The sequence below is a fragment of the Streptomyces sp. NPDC127119 genome, from assembly GCF_042677425.1.
Lineage (GTDB): Bacteria > Actinomycetota > Actinomycetes > Streptomycetales > Streptomycetaceae > Streptomyces.
On the sequence record NZ_JBHXTO010000004.1, the window covers coordinates 68,942 to 88,545 of the forward strand.

Here is a 19,604-nt window from a genome sequence, read left to right on the forward strand (position 1 = left end):
TGTCGTTCAGCCGATCTGCGCGTTCTTGTCCACGGTCACCTGGTCGATGTCGGACGTCCGCACGGTCACCTCGATCTGCCAGCTGCCCGCCATGGGGATCTGCACCCCGCTCGCCGTCCAGTGTCCGGTGGCGATGCGGTCGGGGACCACGGGCAGCGGTCCGATGTCCTTCGCCTTGAGGGTGAAGGCGACCTTGACCTCGGGAATGTCGAAGGCCTTGCCGTTCGGCCGCTCCACGTAGACGTGCATGTCGTTGCCGCCGACGCGGGCCGGGTCCAGCTCGACGCGGGCTATCCCCTTGCCGTCCTGGCCGCCCGTGTCGAACGGGATGTCCAGCGACAGCGCCTCACCGGTCTGCGCCGCGGACGCGGCGGCGGTGGCGGCCTTCGCCTCCTCCTCCGTACGCCCCGGTTCGGTGGACGTGAGCACGGTGGTGACGGCCAGCAGGACGACCGCGACGCCCGCCTCGGCGAGCACCGAGCGGCGCAGGCCCGAGCGGAGCGGGTCGGCGTCGCGCAGGCGCTTGTCGCGCGCGGTGGCCACCGCGGCCCGCTGCCGGGCCAGCTGGGCGGCCCGCTTGCCACCGCCACCGCTGCCGCCTGCGGGGACCGTCTCCTTGTCGGCGGGACTCTTCTCGGACCCGCCGGACGCCTTGGACGCCTTGGCGCCCTTGGACCCCTTGCCCCCGGCCGGTCCGTTCGACTTCTTGGATGCCGTGACCCCGGCGGAGGCCTTCACGGACTCCTTGGCCGCCGGCGTCGGTGTCTGCGCCAGCCGGGTGGTCCAGCGTCGCGAGATCCACGCGATGCCGACGAGGACGACCACCAGGCCGACCTTGATCATCAGCAGCTGCCCGTACCAGGTCCCGGTGAGCGCGGACCACGAGCCGACCTGCCGCCACGACTGGTAGATCCCGGTCACGACCAGCACGGCCACGCTGCCGAACGCGACCTGGGAGAAGCGCTGAACGGCGGACCGTTCGATCGACGGCGCCCGGTAGAGCACCACCAGCAACGTCGACAGCCCGCCCAGCCAGACCGCGACGGCGAGCAGATGCAGGACGTCGGCGGGCATCGCGATCCCCGCCTGGAGACCGGTCGAGGCGTGCTCGGCCATCGCCCACGTCGCGGCGAGACCGGCCGCCACGACGAACCCGCCGATGGCGAGCCCGAAGGTCAGATCGCCCTTCTCCTCCTCGTCCTCGCGCTTCTCGTACGCCCCGAAGAGCACGGCGATGAACAGCGCGGCGGCGGCGAGCAGCAGCAGCCTCGACACCAGCGCGGCGCCCGTCTTGGTCTGCAGCACCTCGCTGAGCAGGTTCAGGTCGAAGATGTCCCCGAACTTCCCCGAGCCGGTGTACGACCCGCGCAGCATCAGCATGGCGAGCGTGGCCCCGGTCAGGGCGAGCCACCCGGAGACCACGAGCCGCTGCACCGCCCGTACACCGGTGCCGCGCTGCCAGCAGGCCAGCACGAAGGCCGAGCCGCCGACGAGCAGGATGAATCCCGCGTACGACACATAGCGTGCGAAGCCGTAGAGGCCGCCCACGAGCCCGCCGCCGGCCTCCTGGTCGGACACGGCGACGGTGGTCGTGGAGGGCGCACCGATGGAGAAGGTGAAGGCACCGGAGACGGGATGGCTGTCCGCCGACACCACCTGGTAGGTCACGGTGAACGTGCCGTCGGGCAGGCCGGAGTGCAGCTTCACGGCGTACGTGTTGCCGCCCTGCCCGGACGTCTTGCCGGTGTCGACGCGCTTGCCCTTGGGGTCGAGCACGCGCACCGAGCTGTCGGACATCGCGACCTGCTCGGAGAAGGTGAGCGACACCTGGGCGGGGGCCTCGGCGACCACCGCTCCCTGCTGGGGGTCGCTCCCGGTCAGGGCGGCGTGCGCGGAGACGGGCACGGCCCCGGCGAGGAGCGCGCCGGTGACGGCGAGGAGCAGCAGCAACAGCGTCCGCACACGGGGAGCGGTGGTCTGGCTCAACGGTGGTCCCTCCCTCAGTGGTGCGATGTCGTGAACGGAACGGACAGAGCAGGCAGAGCGGACACGGTGGACGGGCCGGTCGGGGCGGTCGGAGCGGAAGACGACCGCGCGGACGACTTCGTCGCCGCCGACGGCTGGTAGGTGGCGGATTTCACCGGCATCTCGACCTTGATCGGATCGGACTCGGTGAAACGCAGCTCCAGGGACACCGTGTCGCCCTCCTTCGGCTTGCGCTTCAGCTTCTCGAACATGAGGTGGTCGCCACCGCTTTCGAGGACGAGCTTGCCGTGGGCGGGGATGTCGAGATCCTTCACCTGCTCCATCGACTGCCCGACGGTCGTGTGGATGGTGACCTCGCCGGCCACGTCACTGGTGACGGAGGACAGCCGGTCGCCCGTGCCGCCGTCGTTGGCGATGACCAGGAATCCGGCCGCCATGGAGTCCGACACGGGCTGCGGCATATAGGCGGAGCCCACCGAGAGCCCGCTCCCGGAGCCGCCCGGGCCGTCGGAGTCCGAGTCCCCGCAGCCCGTCAGGACGAGTGCGGCGGCAGCCACGAGGGCCGCCGCGGACGCCGTACGACGGGTCACGGCTTCGCGCCCGTGATCAGCGCGGGGAGGTCCCTGGTGTAGTCGTCGACGGTGGCGTCCTCGCCGTACAGCACGTACCCGCCGTCGGTCTTCGGAGAGAAGGCGATGACCTGCGTGCCGTGCATGGAGGTGACCTTGCCGTCCTTGCCCTTCGTCGGCGCCTCGATGGAGATGCCCAGCGTCCGGGCGCCCGCCTGGATCGTGTCGAAGGAGCCGGTCAGGCCGACGACGTCCGAGTCGATGCCCTTGAGCCACTTGCCGAGCGCGGCGGGGGTGTCGCGCTCCGGATCGGTGGTGACGAACACGATGCGCAGCGAGTCCTTCTCGGCCTGGGACAGCTTCTTGTCCTGGGCGAGCTGCTTCTTGGCGACGGCGATGTTGTTCATCGTCAGCGGGCAGACGTCGGGGCAGTTGGTGTAGCCGAAGTAGACGAGCGTCGGCTTGCCCGCGGTCGCCTCGCGGAGGTCGTACTTCTTGCCGTGCGTGTCGGTGAGGACCAGGTCCGGCTTCTCGAACGGCTTGTCGAGGACCGTGGCGGCCTTGTCCGAGCCGGTCTCGGTGGACACCTCGGCGACGGCGTTGTCACCGCTGTCGCCGCTGCCGCAGGCGGAAAGGGTCAGAGCGGCCGCGGCGAACAGAGCGGCCACGGCGTACGTCTTCTTGCGCATAGTGCATTCTCCTGGGGACGCCGCACTCGGTCTCCGGTGTACGGGCCCCGGCCCCGGCCGGATACGGACCGGCCGGGATCGCGGTGAGCGTCCGACCTCGGATCGGTCGGACCGGACCTGCGCGGAGGCCGTACCGGACCGGCGGGGGCCGGCCTGGACCTGCGCGCAGGTCGTACTGGACTTAAGCGTTGCTACGCCGACGGCCGGCGAGAACGCCGAACGCCACGCCCGCCACACCGACGACGATGCCCACGACGCCCAGCACACGGGCGGTGGTGTCGCTGCTGTCGGTGGCGGCGGCCTCGGTGGTCGAGGCGGCGGCCTTCGCGTCGTCGGCCTTCTCGGCGTCGTCGTCGGAGGCGGCGGACCCGTGGTGGTCGTCGGTCGCGGCGGACAGCGCGAGCACCGGAGCGGGCGTCTCGGGCTCCTCCTCGCCCTTCTCCTGGGTCTCGATCCAGCGCACGACCTCGTCGTTGGAGTACGTCTGGATCGCCTTGAACACCAGTTCGTCGGCGTCCTCGGGCAGCGCGCCGATGGAGAGCGGGAACTTCTGGAAGAAGCCGGGCTGGATGCCCTTGCCGTCCGCGGTCCAGGTGACCTTGGTGACGGCCTCGTTGATCTTCTCGCCGTGCAGTTCGAGCGGCTTGTCGAGCTTGGACTTGGTGACCTTGACGTTCCAGCCGTCGACGGGCTGCGGCATGACCGAGGCGAGCGGGTGGTCGGCCGGGAAGTTGATCTCCAGCTTGGTGGTCGAGGCCTTGTCGCGCTCGTTCGGCACCTTGAAGTTGACCGTCGCGTAACCGCCCTTGGCGGCCGTGCCCTCGGGCTGCACGCTGACGTGCGCGAACGCGGGGCCGGACAGGACGAGGACGGCGGAGGCGGCGACGACACCGGTCGCGGCGATACGAGAAGCCTTCATGGCAGGAAACACTTCGCTTTCAGCACTGGTTCGGTGAAGAACTGGGGATTGCGCGCGTGGAAGAGCGGGCACGCGCGCGTGCCGCACGACGGCGTCCCCGGAGTGGTACGTCCGAAGAAGTACGTCCGAAGTGGTCCGTCGTGTCAGGCGGCGAGGGCGAGTGCCTCGCCGGCCGGCGGACCGCGCCGGCTGACCGAGTGCTGAAGAGCGGTCGTGTGCGGGGCCGCCGGCTCGTACGCCCAGAGGCGCGGTGGGCCGGGCACCGCCGGGAGCACGCCGGGCAGACCCGACAGCAGGGCCCGTACGAGCGCCAGGGCTCCGCGCAGGGAGACCAGCGGCCCTTCCGCCACTCCGTGCGCCGAGAGCCGCAGGAGGCGCCGCAGGGCGATGTCCCCGCGGCGCAGCAGCCACCCGGCGGCGACCGCGGCGAGAACGTGACCGAGGAGCATGGGCAGCGACGGCAGCACCGACGCCGGCGATCCGACGGCGGCCGACATGGCGCCCGCCTGCTCGTGCAGGGCGTGCGAGGTGCCTGTGCCCGTACCTGTACTCGTGCCGCCGGTACCGGTGCCGGTGCCGGTGCCGAGTTGTGCGTCGGCGAGGATCCGCTGGGCCTGGGCGGGGCTGAGCGTCGCGACGGACGCGCCGCACACCAGCCGTGCGGCCCGGGCCACGAGCGAGGTGTCCAGGCCGGTGGAAGCCATGGAAGCCGTGGAAGAAGAGGCGGACGCGGTGACGGCCGTGCCGTGCTGTCCGAGTCCGAAGAGCGTGTGCAGCACCGTCTGGCCGGTCGCGAGGAGCACGGTGATGCCCGGCAGCGAACGCTCCCGCCCGGCGAGCGGCGCCGCGACGGCGAAGACGGCGAGGAACCCCACCCCGAGCGACCACAGAGGAACCGTCGCGCAGGAGGCGATGGAGTGGCCGGCCGCGGCCAGCACGACACAGACCGCGGTGAACACCGCGGCCCTCAGGACCCGGAGATCACCTCCGGTACGCGCGCGCTGGTGGGAGGCAGTCATGGCGGGCTCATCATCGCACTGGCCTTACCCGCCCCATACGGCAGGTCCACAAGATGACGTGCGGACCGGAAGGTACCGGAGGGTGCAGGAAGATGCCGGAAGGTGAGTTTCTGTGACTGTTCGTCCGTACACGCGCCCACATGTGTGCCCGTACACGCGCCGGCATCGTTCGACATTGTGTCGGATACATACCGGCCATACACCGGCAGATGGCGTCGGTACATCCCCCGTATGGGCGTTGTCACGTCGACCGCACGCTTAGTTCCGGGTTCCCGCGGCAATACGTAACGGTATGTCGAGCCGCGGCCAGGAGGCTGGAGCATGAGCATCTGGTGGTCCCTCCATCTCCGGCGTGAGGCGGCGAGTGTTCCGCTCGCCCGGCGCCTGCTGATCGGCACGATGGAGTCGGCGGGGGTGGATCCTGACATCTCCTACGACATCTCCGTCGCGCTGAGCGAAGCCTGCGCCAACGCCGTCGAGCACGGGGGCGACACGGACCGGGGAAAGCCCACCGAGGCCTACCGGGTCACCGCCTATCTGGACGGCGAGAAGTGCCGTATCGAAGTGACCGACTCCGGCCCGGGGTTCCCGTCGGGCCGGAGTCGTGCGCCCGTGCGGCCCGCCCACAGCGACGCGGAGCACGGCCGGGGCCTGGGTCTGATCCAGGAGCTCGCCGACCACGTCCACATCGGCAGCTCCGTCAGGGGCGGGGCCGTGGTCAGCTTCGACAAGATCCTCAAGTGGCGCGAGGGCACACCGCTGCTGGCCACCTGACGGCACGTCCAGGGCCTCCGAAGAGGGCTGTTTTCCCGCCGATTTCAGCTTTCCCGGCATTCTCAGGGCGCTCACAGCTTTCACCCATGTCCCTGACGGGTGGCCTCCCTAGCTTTTCCGTCATGACGGGAACACACAAAGGCACGAGCATCACGCGGCGCCGGGCCCTCGCGGTCACCGGCGGTACGGCCGCGGCCGGCGGCCTCGCGATCGCCGGATACCAGTCCGCCTTCGCCGACGGGACGACCGCCACGGCCGTGGGAACCGCCACGGAGACGGCCTCCGCGAGTGCGTCCGCCACCTCGGGCAGCGGCACCTGCGTCCTCATGTCCAGCGTCACCGAAGGCCCGTACTACCTGGACGGCGCCCTCGTACGGAAGGACATCACCGAGGGCAAGAGCGGTGTCCCGCTGACGCTGCGGATCACCGTGCAGGACACCACGGAGTCCTGCGCCCCGGTCGCCGGCGCGGCCGTGGAGATCTGGCACTGCGACGCCTGGGGCTACTACTCGGGCTACACGACGGCCAACCCCGGCGGTTCCGCGCCCGCCGAGAGCGAGGACGGCTCGACCGCCGACGACAAGACCTATCTGCGGGGCTACCAGGTCGCCGACGCCAACGGGGCCGTCACGTTCGAGACCATCGTCCCCGGCTGGTACACGCCGCGGACCTGTCACATCCACGTGAAGGTGCACACCGGAGGCGAGAAGGAGGACGGCACCTACGAGGGCGGCAAGGTCAACTACACCGGCCAGCTCTTCTTCGACGACGACATCGCCGAGCAGATCTTCGAATTGGAGCCCTACTCCAAGCACTCGGGCACCTGGACCAAGCTCGACGACGACATGGTCTACGACGGAGGGGGCGCCTCCAGCGGCCTGCTCACCCTCAAAGCCGTGCACAAGAAGGACCCCTCCAAGGGCTTTAAGGGCTCCATCACGCTCGGGGTCGACCCGGACGCCGAGAACACCGGCGCGGGCAGCGGCGGCGGTGACGGCGGGACGCCCCCGAGCGACGCTCCCGGCGGGAGCCCCGGCGACGCCCCGAGCGCGTCGGCCTCCTCCTCCGCCTCCTCCTCGTAAGGGGGGCCGTGGGCGATGAGCAGCCGTGCGGACGAGACGCTGGCGCGGGCCGCGGTGACCGCGCTCACCGGGCAGCTGGCGCTGGCACCCAAGCCAGGACTGCCCGACCCGCGTGATCTCGGTGCCCGGGTGACCGGCGAGGACCACTGTTCGCTGCGCTGGTCGGCCAAGGCGCTGGAGCCGGGCCTCGCGGCGATGGCCGCAGCCGCCCGCCGCACCGGTTCGGCGACGCCCGAACTCCGGGCGGAACTGGGTGCGATCGGGCGCTGCACCGAGCACTCCGTGGCCCTGGCGGGCGGCGGGCACCGCGGAGCGCTGTGGGTGCTAGGCCTGCTGGTCTCCGCCGCGGCCCTGGAACCCCGGGCCGGCGGACGGGACCTGACCGCGGCCGCCAAGCGGATCGCGGCCCACTCCGACCGGCGGGCGCCACGACGGCCCTCTCGCGGCTCCTCGGTCTCCGCGAAGTACGGCGCGGCGGGCGCCCGGGGCGAGGCGAAAGCCGGCTTCCCCCATGTGCGCCGGGCGCTGGACACGCTGGCCGCGGCCCGCACCGCGGGCGTCCCCGAGCCGTACGCGCGGCTCGACGCCCTGCTGACCGTCATGTCGACGCTCCAGGACACCGAGTTGCTGTACACGGCGGGGCCGCACGGTCTGCGGCACGTGCAGGCGGGTGCGCGCGGGGTCGTCGAGGCGGGCAGCACGTCCACCGGGCCCGGCCGCGCGGCCCTGGAGGCCTTCGACGAGGACCTCCACGCGCGCGCGTGGAGCCCCCGCGGAAGCAGCGGACTGCTCGCGGGCGCCCTGTTCGCGGACTCGCTTCCGCTGTGGGTCAGTTCACCGGTACCGGCCGCTTGACGGTCGGTCCGGCCGCCGGGCCGCCGATCGGGCCCGCGCCCCGGCCCTCCGCGCCCCGGCTCCGCACCGCCCACCGCACCGCGGGACCCATCGCGTACGAGGCCAGCTTCACGGGCCCAGCTTCACGAGCCCGAACGCCGTACCGCGCGCGTGGCCGACGCCGTGCCCGTGATTCCGCGGGCCGTCCGCACCTGGAAGAGCGCCGACGTCTCCGGAGCCGCCGCGTCCACGGCGGGCAGCGGGGCGACCTGGGTGCCCGCCCCCTGCCGCGCGGTCGGACAGCCCTCGGCGACGAGCTGGTCGTACGCCGCCTTCGCCGTGCCGCGCGAGATCCCGAGTTGGACGGCGAGCCGCCGGGTCGCGGGCAGCCGTGCCCCGGCGGCCGACCGCCCGTCGGAGACGTCGGGATCCCCTTCACTTGAGTGCGCGTCTCATGGGGCGCCCTTTTTGGGGCGCGGGGAACCGCGCGGTCTTTTGTCTTCAGGGGCGCGGGGAACTGCGCGACCAGCCACAGCGCACCCGCAGACGACGAAAATGGCCGGGCACCCCATCGGTACCCGGCCATTCGTGTCGGTTCATGCCACAGCACAGCGCCGACTCATGTCATCGCACATCAGCCCGTCAGCGAAGCCATCCACGCCTCGACCTCGTCCGACCGGCGAGGAAGCCCCGCGGACAGGTTCCGGTTGCCGTCCTCCGTGACGAGGATGTCGTCCTCGATCCGGACGCCGATGCCCCGGTACTCCTCCGGCACAGTCAGGTCGTCCGCCTGGAAGTACAGCCCCGGCTCGACGGTCAGGCACATGCCCGGCTCCAGCGTCGCGTCCACGTACGTCTCCGTCCGCGCGGCCGCGCAGTCGTGGACGTCCATGCCGAGCATGTGACCGGTGCCGTGCAGCGTCCAGCGGCGCTGCAGCCCCAGCTCCAGGACCCGCTCGACCGGGCCCTCGACGAGCCCCCACTCGACGAGCTTCTCGGCCAGCACGCGCTGGGCGGCGTCGTGGAAGTCTCGGTACTTGGCACCCGGCTGCACGGCCGCGATGCCGGCCTCCTGGGCCTCGTACACGGCGTCGTAGATCTTCTTCTGGATCTCCGAGTACGTGCCGTTGACGGGCAGCGTGCGCGTGACGTCGGCCGTGTACAGGGTGTGCGTCTCCACGCCCGCGTCCAGCAGGAGCAGGTCCCCGGAGCGCACCGGGCCGTCGTTGCGCACCCAGTGCAGCGTGCACGCGTGCGGTCCGGCGGCGCAGATGGAGCCGTAGCCGATGTCGTTGCCCTCGACCCGCGCGCGCAGGAAGAACGTGCCCTCGATGTACCGCTCGCTGGTCGCCTCGGCGCGGTCCAGGACCCGTACGACGTCCTCGAAGCCGCGCACGGTCGAGTCGACCGCCTTCTGCAGCTCGCCGGCCTCGAACTCGTCCTTGACCAGCCGGGCCTCGGAGAGGAAGACCCGCAGTTCGGCGTCGCGCTCGGCGGTGGCCTTGTCGGTGAGCGCCGCCTCGATCCCGGCGTCGTAACCGCGCACGACCCGGACGGGCCCGGTCGCCTCGCGCAGCCTGTCGGGGAGTTCGCGGACGTCCGAGGCGGGGATGCCGTACAGCTGTTCGGCCTCGGTCAGGGAGTGGCGGCGGCCGACCCACAGCTCGCCCTGGCCGGAGAGCCAGAACTCGCCGTTCTCGCGGTCGGAGCGCGGCAGCAGGTAGATCGTGGCCTTGTGGCCGTCCGTGGCCGGCTCCAGCACGAGGACGCCGTCCTCGGTGAGGCTGCCGGTCAGGTACGCGTACTCGACCGAGGCACGGAAGGGGTACTCCGTGTCGTTCGAGCGGGTCTTCAGGTTCCCCGCGGGGACGACCAGGCGCTCGCCCGGGAAGCGCGCGGAGAGCGCGGCGCGTCGGGCCGCCGTGTGCGCGGCCTGCGCGATCGGCGCCAGGCCGTGCAGCTCCGTGTCGGCCCACCCGGACTTCATGCTCTCGGCCAGTTCGTCGGACACGCCCGGATACAGGCCGTTCTTGCGCTGCTTGATGGGCTCTTCTTCATCCGCCTGGTCGGCGGCATCTTCAAGCACGGCTTCCGGGGTCTCCGGAATGAGCGCCTCCGACACGATCTGCCTCCTCGATACGACTCTGGACGCCTCCCATCGTACGGTCGTACGGAAGAGCGCCCAGGGCCGGAAGACCCGATGACGTGCGGCTCACACACGGGGCGCGTCGGCGCCCCCGGGGAAGCCCCCGCGGCTCACTCGGACCGGCCCGTGCCGGTCGTGCGGCTCACTCGAAGCGGGCCGCGAGCAGCACCACGTCCTCGTCGCTGTCGGCGTCGTCGAGGCCGTCCGGCAGCATGGTCCGCAGGACGTGGTCGGCGACCGCGTCCGGGTCCGCCCGCAGCGCCCTGGGCACGCTCGCGGCGGCCGCGTGCAGCCGCGAGAAGGCCCGGTCCATGGGGTCGCCGGTCCGGTGCAGCAGCCCGTCCGTGTAGAGCAGAACCGTCTCTCCCGGCTCCGCCCGGAACTCCACACTGGGCGCCTCCCAGCACGCGAGCATGCCCAGGGGCGCCGAGAGCGACGTCTCCACGTACTCGGTGCGCCGCTCGCCGATCACCAGCGGCGGGCTGTGTCCGGCCCCGGCCAGCGTGATCTTGCGCAGCGCCGGCTCGCAGTACGCGAACAGGGCGGTGGCGGAGCGGGCCGGTTCGGTGAGCCGCAGCAGCAGTTCGAGGTCGGACAGGACGGCGACCGGGTCCTCGCCCTCCATCACCGCGTACGCCCGCAGGGAGGCCCGCAGCCGGCCCATCGCGGCCACGGCGCTGGGTCCCGACCCGGTGACGGACCCGACCGCGAGGCCGAGCGCGGCGTCGGGCAGCGGCAGCGCGTCGTACCAGTCGCCGCCGCCGCGCGGTCCCGTGCGGTGCCGGGCGGCGAGCTGGACCCCGGAGACCCGGGGCAGCCGGGAGGGGAGCAGCTCCTCCGAGATCGTCGTGATGCACGCGCGCGTGCGCTCCAGTTCCACCAGGCGGGCCAGGTGCTCGGCCGCGTACGCCGTGTAGAGGCCGACCAGGTGGCGCTGCCGCTCGACCGGCTCGGCCGGCTCGTCGTAGAGCCACACGGCGGCGCCGAGACGGCCCGCCGCGTCCGTGGACAGCGGAAGCGCGTAGCTCGCGGCGTAGCCGAGCCGGGCGGCCACCTCGCGGTGCCGCGGGTCGAGCCCGTCCTCGGAGAGCAGATCGGGCTGGGCGATCTCACCCTCGCCCCCGGGAAGCCCGTCGAGGATCTTCCCGTACGACGTGGAGCTGCGCGGGACGGTCTCGATGTGCCCGAGATCGGCCCGGGCGAGCCCCAGGCCGATCGTGGTGTCCGGGCCGAGGCCGTCACCCGGTTCCAGCACCACGAGACCGCGCCGGGCGCCCACGAGGGCGGCTCCGGCGCGCAGCAGTTCCTGGAGGGCGTCCGCCAGTGAGGCGGTCCGTGCCAGTCGCTCGGTCAGCTCGTGCAGGGTGGTCAGATCGGACACCCAGCCTGCGAGTCTGTCCTGGAGGACGGCGCCCGGGGCGTGTGGAGAAGTGGCCGGTGGGGAACCCGAGGTGGCACGTGTCGGCGCGACAGTGTGTGTGGGTGAGGGAACCGTTGAATCGATTCCAGCCACTTTCGGGAGGTGAGGGGCGTTCATGGTGTCCGGCTTTCCGACCGGTGCGTATTGCTCAATAGCATCGCAAACCCCCATGTCATTCTGCGCCGCTGGCAGTGTCTCCACATGTACACGCACTCGTGAGGGGATGTCCAGCATTGTCCTGCTGGGATTCCTGGTGTCCGTGGGACCGCTACGGAAAGGTAAAGTTGGCTTAAAATAGACTCTAGTCACGGTGTATTGCGGTCGACTGGCCTAGCTCGACAGAGCGTCACAGCGGTCGTGATGGGTACGTACTCGGTGAAGGCCAGGTGTGGTGGGGATCCTCACGGAACCCTCCCGGAACCTGGCGCCGGACCCGGGCGTCTTAACCACCGACGACCGTGCCCCATCCTCCCGTGGCGGAGGCGGCGAGATATACGCGGGACAGCAAACGCCAGGCGCCGCCACCCCACGCCATGCCCGTGCTTTAGCCAGACGCAGTATGGACGCGGACGCAACCAACGCTCGGCCCATAGGGGTTCCCCTTGTCTCTGACGAGGGTGTGATGCGCCAGTAGGTACGCACAGTGAAGTGATCGACACATGGTGTGATGTGGTTCCTCGGCGTTCAACGGAAAGGAACGAGCGCACATGCGCGAGATCCTCGGAAGGCGACGCAGGCTCCTGTCCAGGCGAAACGACGGGAGGCCTGAGATGCTCAGCGCGGCCCTGACCTTCGCGACCCAATGGCAGTGGCCCGTACTCCCGGGTGTGGCCCCGGACCCGCAGGGGCGGGCCCGATGCGGGTGCCCGGACCCGGAGTGCACGGTGCCAGGTGCCCACCCCTTCGACCCCGGCCTGCTCGCGGCCACCACGGACGAGCGCATGGCGCGCTGGTGGTGGACGAACCGGCCGACGGCCCCGATCATCCTCGCCACCGGAGGAAACGCCCCGTGCGCGGTGAGCCTGCCGGCTCCGGCCGCGGCCCGGGCGCTGGCCGCCCTCGACCTCAAGGAAATGCGCCTCGGCCCCGTGATCGCGTCCCCGACGCGCTGGGCGCTGCTCGTGAAGCCGTACTCCCTGGAGCAGCTGGGTGAGCTGCTCTACGCCAAGGACTTCGTGCCCGGCTCGCTGCGTTTCCACGGCGAGGGTGGTTACGTGGCCCTGCCGCCGTCCGAGACCGGACAGGGCGGGATCCGCTGGGAGCGGGCTCCGCTGCCGGGTTCGGCCGCCCCCTGGGTGCCCGATGTCGAGGCCGTGGTGGACGCGGTGGTGGAGGCTCTCACTCGTACGGGTGTGAGCGCCCCCGAGTTGTAGGGGACTCGGGCGCGCGGCGAACCGCGCGCCCGCCCTCGCTCGTTATCGTCCCATTTATGCTGCGTCACTCCGGGGGACGACCCCTGGACTCCCTGTACTCACCGCACTCCCCGGACCCCGACCGACCGGATCCCCGAAAAGTCCGCCTGGCGATGCTGGCGGTCATCGTCGTTCTCACGGTCGCGCTGCCGCTGGCGGTGGCCTCCGCGGGGCCGGTGGGTCGCGATGCTCCCGCGTCCTCCTCTGCATCCTCACCGTCTTCCGCACGCGCGTCCGCACAGTCGTCGGACGGCGACGGCCGTGACGCGGGTGAGCGGGGCGCCGACAGCCGTAACGCCGACGGCCGTGAAGCCGGCGTCTCTGGTTCCGCCGGTTCCGCCGGTTCCGGTTTTGGCGGTTCTGGATCCGACGGTTCTCGTTCTACCGGTTCTGGTTCCGGCGGTCCCGGTTCCGGCGGGGCGCCCGACTCCGGTCACGCCGACGGTGGGGCGGCCGACCGGCACCCCTCGGCTTCCGAGCGCTCCCTGACGCTCGGCGTGGGGCTCGCCACCGCCGCCCGCTGCGGACCCGAACTCACCTCCCCCGACGGCATCGAGGCGCAGACGTGCGTGCTGACGCAGGGGCGGGAGACCTGGGCGCGTACCTACTACCGCAACGCGACCGGTGACGCCCTCACGTCCGTACTGACTCTTCTGGCGCCCGGAGGCCGCACCGTGCGGATGTACTGCGCGGTGGGCGCGGACGACGAACCGGGGGTGTGCGAGACACCGCGGGAGCGGACGGCGGGCGACGCCTCGGAGTACTCGGCGATCGCTGAGTTCGCCGGGTCCGCGGAAGGGACCGACGGGCCGCTGCTTCTGCGCTCGGGGAGCAACTCGCCTGTGCAGAAAGCGCGTTGAGGACTTCGCCGAGGACGGTCCCGAGTCCGGACATGAAAAGACCCGGTTGCTGGCGACGGGGGATGCACCAGCAACCGGGCTATTGGAACGGTAACAAGAGATCGGCTGTTCGCAAATTCGATCTCGGCTATTCAGACACGGATTCGCTTGTCACGACCGGGAGTTGTGACAGGAGTCACCCGCTTTGCGCACCTGTCGCCCGGCTGACCGGTCGGTCAGCCGGGGTGGGGTGCACGCCGTGCGTCAGCTGAGGGTGACCTGGCGATTGGTGAGACCGCCGCGCGCCCGGCGCTCGTCCGCGGTGAGCGGTGCGTCCGTGGCCAGCGCGGCGGCGAGCCGCTCGGCGAACTCGGACGCGGGCTTCTCGATGTCCTCGGCCGATACGCCCGTCGGCAGGTCCCAGACCGGGACGGTGAGGCCGTGGGCACGGAAGGAACCGACCAGCCGGGTGCCTTCGCCGAGGCTCGACCGGCCCTCCGCGTGCAGCCGCGCGAGCGCGTCCAGAAGCTGCTCCTCGGGGTGCGGCATGACCCAGCGCAGGTGGTTCTTGTCGGGGGTCTCGCACCAGTACGCGGCGTCGACACCGGCGAGCTTCACCGTCGGGATGGCGGCGGCGTTGGCGCGCTCCAGGGAGGCGGTGACCTCCGTGGCGGCGTTCTGTGCGTCCGGAACCCAGAATTCGAAGCCCTCGTGCACAACTGGCTCGAACGCGCCTTCGGGGTCGAGGAGATCCTGCAGGCGCACTCCGTCGCCCGGGGCGCGGCGGCCCTGCACCGGAGTGCCCGGTTCCGCGGTGAGCGCGCGCTGGAGCGTGTCGGCCAGGTCGCGGCTGATGTCGCCGGACGCCGTGTCGTTCTGCAGGCCGATGAGCACCGAGCCGTCCTCGCGGCGCAGGGCCGGCCAGGCCATCGGAAGCACCGTCGCGAGCGTGACCGACGGCACGCCCTCCGGAAGGGCCTCCTTCAGATGCAGCTCGACGGTCGCCGCGGGCACCAGCTCGCGCAGCGCGATCCAGTCGCCCTCGCTCGGCAGGCCCTCGAACGGCCGGTGGACCAGCTCGGTCACGGCGTGCGCGGCGGCGCGTCCGTGACACGCCTTGTAGCGGCGGCCGCTGCCGCAGGGGCAGGGTTCGCGTGCTCCGACAACCGGGACGTGTCCGTCTGCTCCGGCGGCGCGGGCCCCATCCTGCCGCTGCGGCTGCTTGGCCTTCGTCTGGGGTCGCTTCTTGGCCATCGTGGATGTCTCCCGGTTACGGCTCGACTCGTACGGGCGCGAGCCTAGCCGTTCGTACGGGGACCGACGGGACCCTGTGGACAACGTGCCGGGTCGCACCCGGAGCGGTGCTTCGGTTCGTCCCGGAACCAGCACTTCCGTCTGCTTCGGCCCGGCGGGCCCACTCGGCCCGCCCTGTTCAGTAGGTCCGGTCGGTTCAGTAGTTCCGGTCGGTTCGGTAGGTCCAGTCGGGCGGACCGGCCCGGCCGGTCCATCGGGCCCGCCCTGTTCGGTCGGTTCCGCCGGTCCGGCAGGTGCGGTCAGTCCAGACGGTCGAAGACGTCCCCGAAGTCCAGGTCGGATATCGCGGACGCCGTGGATGCCGTGGACACCGCCGGGGCCGCGACCCGCGTGGCGAAGTCGTTGCGCCGGCGTACGGCACAGGCGTCTTTGTGTACGACCACCCACACCGTGACCTCACCGCGGGCGTCGTCCCGGACACCCCAGTCGACGGCCAGCGCCGTGATGATGTTCAGCCCACGGCCGCCGCGCGCGGTGACCGAGGGCGTGGCCGGAACCGGACGCGTCGGACCACCGCCGTCCGTCACCTCGACGGTGAGTCTGCCGGTCGGTTCGACACGCCACGCCGCCCGGACGTCGCCGTCCCCGGCAAAGGCTTCACCCAGTGGCCTGCCATGACGGCAGGCGTTGCTCAGTAGTTCGGAAAGGATCAGTACGGCGTCGTCGATGACCGTTTCCGCCACACCCCCGGTGCGTAGTTGATCCCGCATCCGGTGCCTTGCTTCTCCCACGCCCGCAGGGCCATGGGGTACGGCCATGCTCGACGACGTGGGCACCTCTTGTGCCACCATCAACGCCACCCCCGAGACCTCCTTTGCCCCACGCCACGGTGTGGATGCCCTTCTGGGATGGACCGGAAACCGGCCAATGCACGTGCAGTGACGCACTCGTAACGATCGAACACGGAACGAATGCGCCGGAGCACTCCCTGTAATCGAGTGGCCTGAAATCGACCATATGGCCGAGATGTGACAGCTCGTGGGCGGAACGTGTGGGGCCTGTGGGGAACGGGAGGGGAGTGGTTTCAGCGGCCCAGCTGGCGCAGTACCGCGCGCGGGCGGTTGGTGATGATGGCGTCGACGCCGAGCCCGAGGCACAGGTCGACGTCCTCGGAGTCGTTCACCGTCCACACGTGCACCTGGTGACCGGCCCGCTTCAGACGCTCGATGTACGCCGGGTGATTGCGCACGATCCGCATCGAGGGACCGGCGATCCGGACCCCCGGAGGCAGCCGTCCGTCGCGCAGCCGGGGCGAGACGAACTGCAGCAGGTAGACCGTCGGCATCGTCGGGGACGCGGCACGGACGCGCTGCAGGGAGCGCGCCGAGAAGCTCATGACGCGTACCGGCGACTCGGCGGGCGAGGACGGTGCGTCCAGGCCGAAGCGCTTCAGGAGGACCAGCAGCCGCTCCTCGACCTGGCCGGCCCAGCGTGTGGGGTGCTTCGTCTCGATGGCGAGCCGTACGGGACGGCCGGCGTCCGCCACGAGTTCGAGCAGGCGCTCCAGGGTGAGGACGGACTGCTGCTCCCAGGAAGGGGGCCGTTGCTGCTCCCAGTCGGGCGCCTCGTCGCGGTTCTTCCAGGAGCCGAAGTCCAGGGCGGCGAGATCCGCGAGCTCCAGGGCGGAGACGGCGCCGCGTCCGTTGGAGGTGCGGTTGACGCGGCGGTCGTGGACGCAGACGAGATGCCCGTCCGCGGTCAGCCGTACATCGCACTCCAGGGCGTCGGCCCCGTCCTCGATGGCTTTCTCGTACGCGGCCAGAGTGTGCTCGGGGGCCTCTTCGGAGGCCCCGCGATGAGCGACGACCTGGGTCGGGTGCTGTCGTGCGTGGGTCACCGCGTCATGGTGCCACCGCGAATTTGAATGGGTACGCGTGGGACGGGTGGCGGGATCGGCGGTGAGATCAGGCGCGAGATCGCCGACGGGATCGGCGGCGCGGGCCGTGCAGTGGTTTTGTCAGACCTGTCCTATATAAATGAAGATCTCGGAGTCACAGGTGCCGCTTATGGCGCCCTGACGTCCTGTGGGAAAAGCTGACGGCATACAAAAGCACATGCACAGCTGAATCGTGCCGGTTCCCGAACACGCGTGGTGGAGTCCTGAACGCCCGCGACCGAACGTGACCGGATGCGAACTTACTGAACAGCCGTGGATCGAGAGGAAGAGCTGTGAGCACCGAGAACGAGGGCACTGCAGTACCCCCGGCCCCGTCTGCACCTCCCGTGCCGGTGGATACTCCCGCTGCTTCCGCGCCCCCGGAGCAGGCGGTATCGCCGGGAGCGGGTCCCGCGGGTCCCGCAGGTCCCGCGGGTCCCCACGAGGGCGCGAACCGGCCTCAGGGGCCGGGCTCCTTCCCGGGAGACGCGCCGACGGCCACGTTGCCCCCGACACCCTCCGGGGCTCCCCAGGGCGCCGTTCCGGCCCCGGAGGGAGGCGCCTGGCCGCCTCCTCCGCCGGCCACGCCCGCGTACACGAACGAAGCGGGCTCCGGCCCGTACGCGACAGGCGGCGAAGGCGGCTCCGGCCCGTACGGAGGTGGCGGCGCGGGCGGTTCGGGCCCCTACGGAGGCGGCGGCGAAGGCGGTTCCGGTCCTTACGGAGGCGGCGGCGAGAGCAGCTCCGGGGACGTCTGGGGTGCCTCGTACCAGCAGCCCGCCCCCAAGCCGAAGTCCGGCGGGCGCGGCGGTCTGGTCGCCGCGGTCCTGGTGGCCGCGCTGATCGCGGGCGGCGTGGGCGGCGGCATCGGCTACTGGGCGGCCGACCGCAACGACGACTCCTCCGGCTCGACGACGGTCTCCTCGTCCGAGAGCGGCGGCGACCTCAAGCGCGACGCGGGCACGGTCGCGAACGTGGCCGCCACGGCGCTGCCGAGCACGGTCACCATCGAGGCCGAGGGCAGCAACGGCGAGGGCGGCACGGGCACCGGCTTCGTCTTCGACAAGCAGGGCCACATCCTCACCAACAACCATGTGGTCGCCGAGGCGGTCGAGAGCGGCAAGCTGTCGGCCACGTTCTCGAACGGCAAGAAGTACGACGCCGAGGTGGTCGGTCACGCCCAGGGCTACGACGTCGCGGTCATCAAGCTCAAGAACGCGCCGGACAACCTCAAGCCGCTGCCGCTCGGCAACTCGGACAAGATCGCGGTCGGCGACTCCACCATCGCGATCGGCGCTCCGTTCGGGCTGTCGAACACGGTGACCACGGGCATCATCAGCGCGAAGAACCGCCCGGTCGCCTCTAGCGACGGCAGTTCCAGCAGCAAGGCCTCGTACATGAGCGCCCTGCAGACCGACGCCTCGATCAACCCGGGCAACTCCGGAGGTCCGCTCCTGGACGCCAAGGGCGCGGTGATCGGCATCAACTCCGCGATCCAGTCCACCGGCGGCGGCCTGGGCGGCACGAGCCAGTCCGGTTCCATCGGCCTGGGCTTCGCGATCCCGATCAACCAGGCGAAGAACGTCGCCCAGCAGCTCATCAAGACCGGCAAGCCCGTCTACCCGGTCATCGGTGCCTCCGTCTCCCTGGAGGAGGGCACGGGCGCGAAGATCACCGAACAGGGCGCCGCCAACTCCGACGCGGTCACGCCGAACGGCCCCGCCGCGAAGGCCGGTCTCAAGCCCGGCGACGTCATCACCAAGCTCGACGACCGCGTGATCGACAGCGGCCCCACCCTCATCGGCGAGATCTGGACCCACCAGCCCGGCGACACCGTCAAGCTCACCTACACCCGCGACGGCAAGCAGCGCACAGCCGAAGTGACCCTGGGCCAGCGCGAGGGCGACAGCTGACCGGTTAGTCTTGTCCCCGCGCCGATCTCTCAGCGGCGCGGGGTGGGTTGCCCGAGCGGCCTAAGGGAACGGTCTTGAAAACCGTCGTCGCAGCGATGTGACCGTGGGTTCAAATCCCACACCCACCGCAGATGAACGGCCCCTGACCAGGTAGATCGGTCGGGGGCCGTTGTCGTGCGCGCTCTCCGCCGATCACCGATCTCCCCCGTCGGACACCGGCCCGTCGGGCACGGGAGGCTCACGGCGGGGACACGGACACCCCATGCCGCTCTACGACTTGGGCAATTCAGTGACGAAGGTTCCGGTGCCTGGCTGCATCTGTGCCGGCCCTGCGTCGCGAAGTGCAGTGAGGACACGTCGGGCCGTCATCACCCCGAATCGCGAGAACGCCTGGCGACCGACCCGGGAGCGTGGACGACTGGATGGAGTCGACGTGAACGAGGGCACGCAGCATCAGCCCGCCTCGAACGGCCCGAACGCGGCCTCCGAGGAGCCGGTCATCTATGGCTACTGCACCTGGCACTGCGGCTACAGCGCCGACATCCGCGTGATCAACGTGGACGAGCAGGGCTCCGGACCAGGAGGCATGCAGTCCGCCTGCCTCCCCTGCCGGGAGAAGTACGACCTGATCCCGTATTCCGAGCGGCCATGACCGGAGCCTGGCGGCCACAGCCGCCCCCCGCCGCCGACCTCACAAGCTGGCAGTACCTCGGCTGGCGCTGCTGCTGGTGCGCCGGACTCCTGCGGGAAGACACCAGGTCCGCCGGCCGCGCCGAAGGGCACAGCGGGGCACACGATCTGTCCGTCGAGGT

General features: G+C 71.0%; 18 protein-coding genes, 1 tRNA gene and 1 pseudogene. 8 read left to right on the top strand and 12 right to left on the bottom strand.

Features of this window, described 5'->3' with window-relative positions; translation table 11 throughout:
- Positions 1 to 6: 6 nt before the first annotated feature.
- The 5 genes from ACFVH5_RS03305 to ACFVH5_RS03325 all read right to left on the bottom strand — a co-directional run bounded on the left by ACFVH5_RS03305 (position 7) and on the right by ACFVH5_RS03325 (position 5,182).
- Entirely contained in the window at positions 7 to 1,986 is a 1,980-nt protein-coding gene (locus tag ACFVH5_RS03305) for a copper resistance CopC/CopD family protein (protein ID WP_385831655.1), read from the bottom strand.
- Between the two features lie 14 nt (positions 1,987 to 2,000).
- Positions 2,001 to 2,576 (bottom strand): copper chaperone PCu(A)C, encoded by a 576-nt coding sequence (locus tag ACFVH5_RS03310; protein WP_385831657.1) that lies wholly within the window; start codon positions 2,574 to 2,576, stop codon positions 2,001 to 2,003.
- Positions 2,573 to 3,244 carry an SCO family protein gene (locus ACFVH5_RS03315; protein ID WP_385831659.1) on the bottom strand — a complete coding sequence of 224 codons (672 nt, stop codon included), beginning with the start codon at positions 3,242 to 3,244 and terminating at the stop codon, positions 2,573 to 2,575. Before ACFVH5_RS03315 ends, ACFVH5_RS03310 begins: the two co-directional genes overlap by 4 nt.
- A gap of 181 nt (positions 3,245 to 3,425) precedes the next feature.
- Positions 3,426 to 4,163, bottom strand: coding sequence for a YcnI family protein (locus ACFVH5_RS03320; RefSeq protein ID WP_385831661.1), 738 nt, complete (start codon positions 4,161 to 4,163; stop codon positions 3,426 to 3,428).
- Positions 4,164 to 4,306: 143 nt separating this feature from the next.
- The gene (locus tag ACFVH5_RS03325) at positions 4,307 to 5,182 is read right to left on the bottom strand and encodes a hypothetical protein (RefSeq protein ID WP_385831663.1); all 876 of its coding nucleotides are present in this window, start codon (positions 5,180 to 5,182) and stop codon (positions 4,307 to 4,309) included.
- A gap of 321 nt (positions 5,183 to 5,503) precedes the next feature.
- On the opposite strand from ACFVH5_RS03325, the gene ACFVH5_RS03330 reads away from it, so the two are divergent.
- From ACFVH5_RS03330 to ACFVH5_RS03340, 3 genes are all read left to right on the top strand, one after another.
- Positions 5,504 to 5,956, top strand: a complete 453-nt coding sequence (locus ACFVH5_RS03330; RefSeq protein WP_385831665.1) for an ATP-binding protein — start codon at positions 5,504 to 5,506, stop codon at positions 5,954 to 5,956.
- Positions 5,957 to 6,078: 122 nt separating this feature from the next.
- Positions 6,079 to 7,038, top strand: coding sequence for an intradiol ring-cleavage dioxygenase (locus ACFVH5_RS03335; protein WP_385831668.1), 960 nt, complete (start codon positions 6,079 to 6,081; stop codon positions 7,036 to 7,038).
- Between the two features lie 15 nt (positions 7,039 to 7,053).
- Complete coding sequence (locus ACFVH5_RS03340) at positions 7,054 to 7,893, top strand: triphosphoribosyl-dephospho-CoA synthase (RefSeq protein WP_385831670.1); 840 nt, start codon at positions 7,054 to 7,056, stop codon at positions 7,891 to 7,893.
- On the opposite strand, the gene ACFVH5_RS03345 is transcribed toward ACFVH5_RS03340, so the two are convergent.
- The 4 genes and pseudogenes from ACFVH5_RS03345 to ACFVH5_RS03360 form a co-directional block, all read right to left on the bottom strand.
- Positions 7,868 to 8,005: a hypothetical protein gene (locus ACFVH5_RS03345; RefSeq protein ID WP_385831672.1), complete on the bottom strand. Its 138-nt coding sequence runs from the start codon at positions 8,003 to 8,005 to the stop codon at positions 7,868 to 7,870. The two genes, ACFVH5_RS03340 and ACFVH5_RS03345, sit on opposite strands and share 26 nt — an antisense overlap.
- Positions 8,006 to 8,104: 99 nt before the next feature.
- Positions 8,105 to 8,294, bottom strand: a pseudogene (locus tag ACFVH5_RS03350) (GntR family transcriptional regulator); the annotation flags it as partial.
- Positions 8,295 to 8,506: 212 nt separating this feature from the next.
- Positions 8,507 to 9,994, bottom strand: a complete 1,488-nt coding sequence (locus ACFVH5_RS03355) for an aminopeptidase P family protein (protein ID WP_385831674.1) — start codon at positions 9,992 to 9,994, stop codon at positions 8,507 to 8,509.
- 166 nt (positions 9,995 to 10,160) lie between these two features.
- Entirely contained in the window at positions 10,161 to 11,672 is a 1,512-nt protein-coding gene (locus ACFVH5_RS03360) for a PP2C family protein-serine/threonine phosphatase (RefSeq protein WP_385831676.1), read from the bottom strand.
- Positions 11,673 to 12,145: 473 nt separating this feature from the next.
- Between ACFVH5_RS03360 and ACFVH5_RS03365 the strand changes: the two genes are divergently transcribed.
- Both ACFVH5_RS03365 and ACFVH5_RS03370 read left to right on the top strand, forming a co-directional pair.
- Entirely contained in the window at positions 12,146 to 12,811 is a 666-nt protein-coding gene (locus tag ACFVH5_RS03365) for a bifunctional DNA primase/polymerase (RefSeq protein ID WP_189771489.1), read from the top strand.
- A 536-nt stretch (positions 12,812 to 13,347) separates the two neighbouring features.
- Complete coding sequence (locus ACFVH5_RS03370) at positions 13,348 to 13,710, top strand: hypothetical protein (RefSeq protein ID WP_385831679.1); 363 nt, start codon at positions 13,348 to 13,350, stop codon at positions 13,708 to 13,710.
- A 243-nt stretch (positions 13,711 to 13,953) separates the two neighbouring features.
- Here the strand turns inward: ACFVH5_RS03370 and ACFVH5_RS03375 are convergent, their stop codons facing one another.
- The 3 genes from ACFVH5_RS03375 to ACFVH5_RS03385 all read right to left on the bottom strand — a co-directional run bounded on the left by ACFVH5_RS03375 (position 13,954) and on the right by ACFVH5_RS03385 (position 16,840).
- Positions 13,954 to 14,943 carry a DUF5926 family protein gene (locus tag ACFVH5_RS03375; RefSeq protein WP_384806655.1) on the bottom strand — a complete coding sequence of 330 codons (990 nt, stop codon included), beginning with the start codon at positions 14,941 to 14,943 and terminating at the stop codon, positions 13,954 to 13,956.
- A gap of 299 nt (positions 14,944 to 15,242) precedes the next feature.
- A complete protein-coding gene (locus ACFVH5_RS03380) occupies positions 15,243 to 15,890 on the bottom strand; it encodes an ATP-binding protein (protein WP_385831681.1) in 648 nt (215 codons plus the stop codon).
- Between the two features lie 137 nt (positions 15,891 to 16,027).
- Positions 16,028 to 16,840, bottom strand: coding sequence for a glycerophosphodiester phosphodiesterase (locus tag ACFVH5_RS03385; protein ID WP_385831683.1), 813 nt, complete (start codon positions 16,838 to 16,840; stop codon positions 16,028 to 16,030).
- A 332-nt stretch (positions 16,841 to 17,172) separates the two neighbouring features.
- Here ACFVH5_RS03385 and ACFVH5_RS03390 point away from each other — a divergent pair, with 332 nt between their 5' ends.
- The 3 genes from ACFVH5_RS03390 to ACFVH5_RS03400 all read left to right on the top strand — a co-directional run bounded on the left by ACFVH5_RS03390 (position 17,173) and on the right by ACFVH5_RS03400 (position 19,444).
- Positions 17,173 to 18,792: a S1C family serine protease gene (locus ACFVH5_RS03390; protein WP_385831685.1), complete on the top strand. Its 1,620-nt coding sequence runs from the start codon at positions 17,173 to 17,175 to the stop codon at positions 18,790 to 18,792.
- Between the two features lie 41 nt (positions 18,793 to 18,833).
- Positions 18,834 to 18,920, top strand: a tRNA-Ser gene (locus ACFVH5_RS03395).
- 305 nt (positions 18,921 to 19,225) lie between these two features.
- A complete protein-coding gene (locus tag ACFVH5_RS03400; protein WP_385831687.1) occupies positions 19,226 to 19,444 on the top strand; it encodes a hypothetical protein in 219 nt (72 codons plus the stop codon).
- The last annotated feature ends 160 nt before the right edge of the window (positions 19,445 to 19,604 follow it).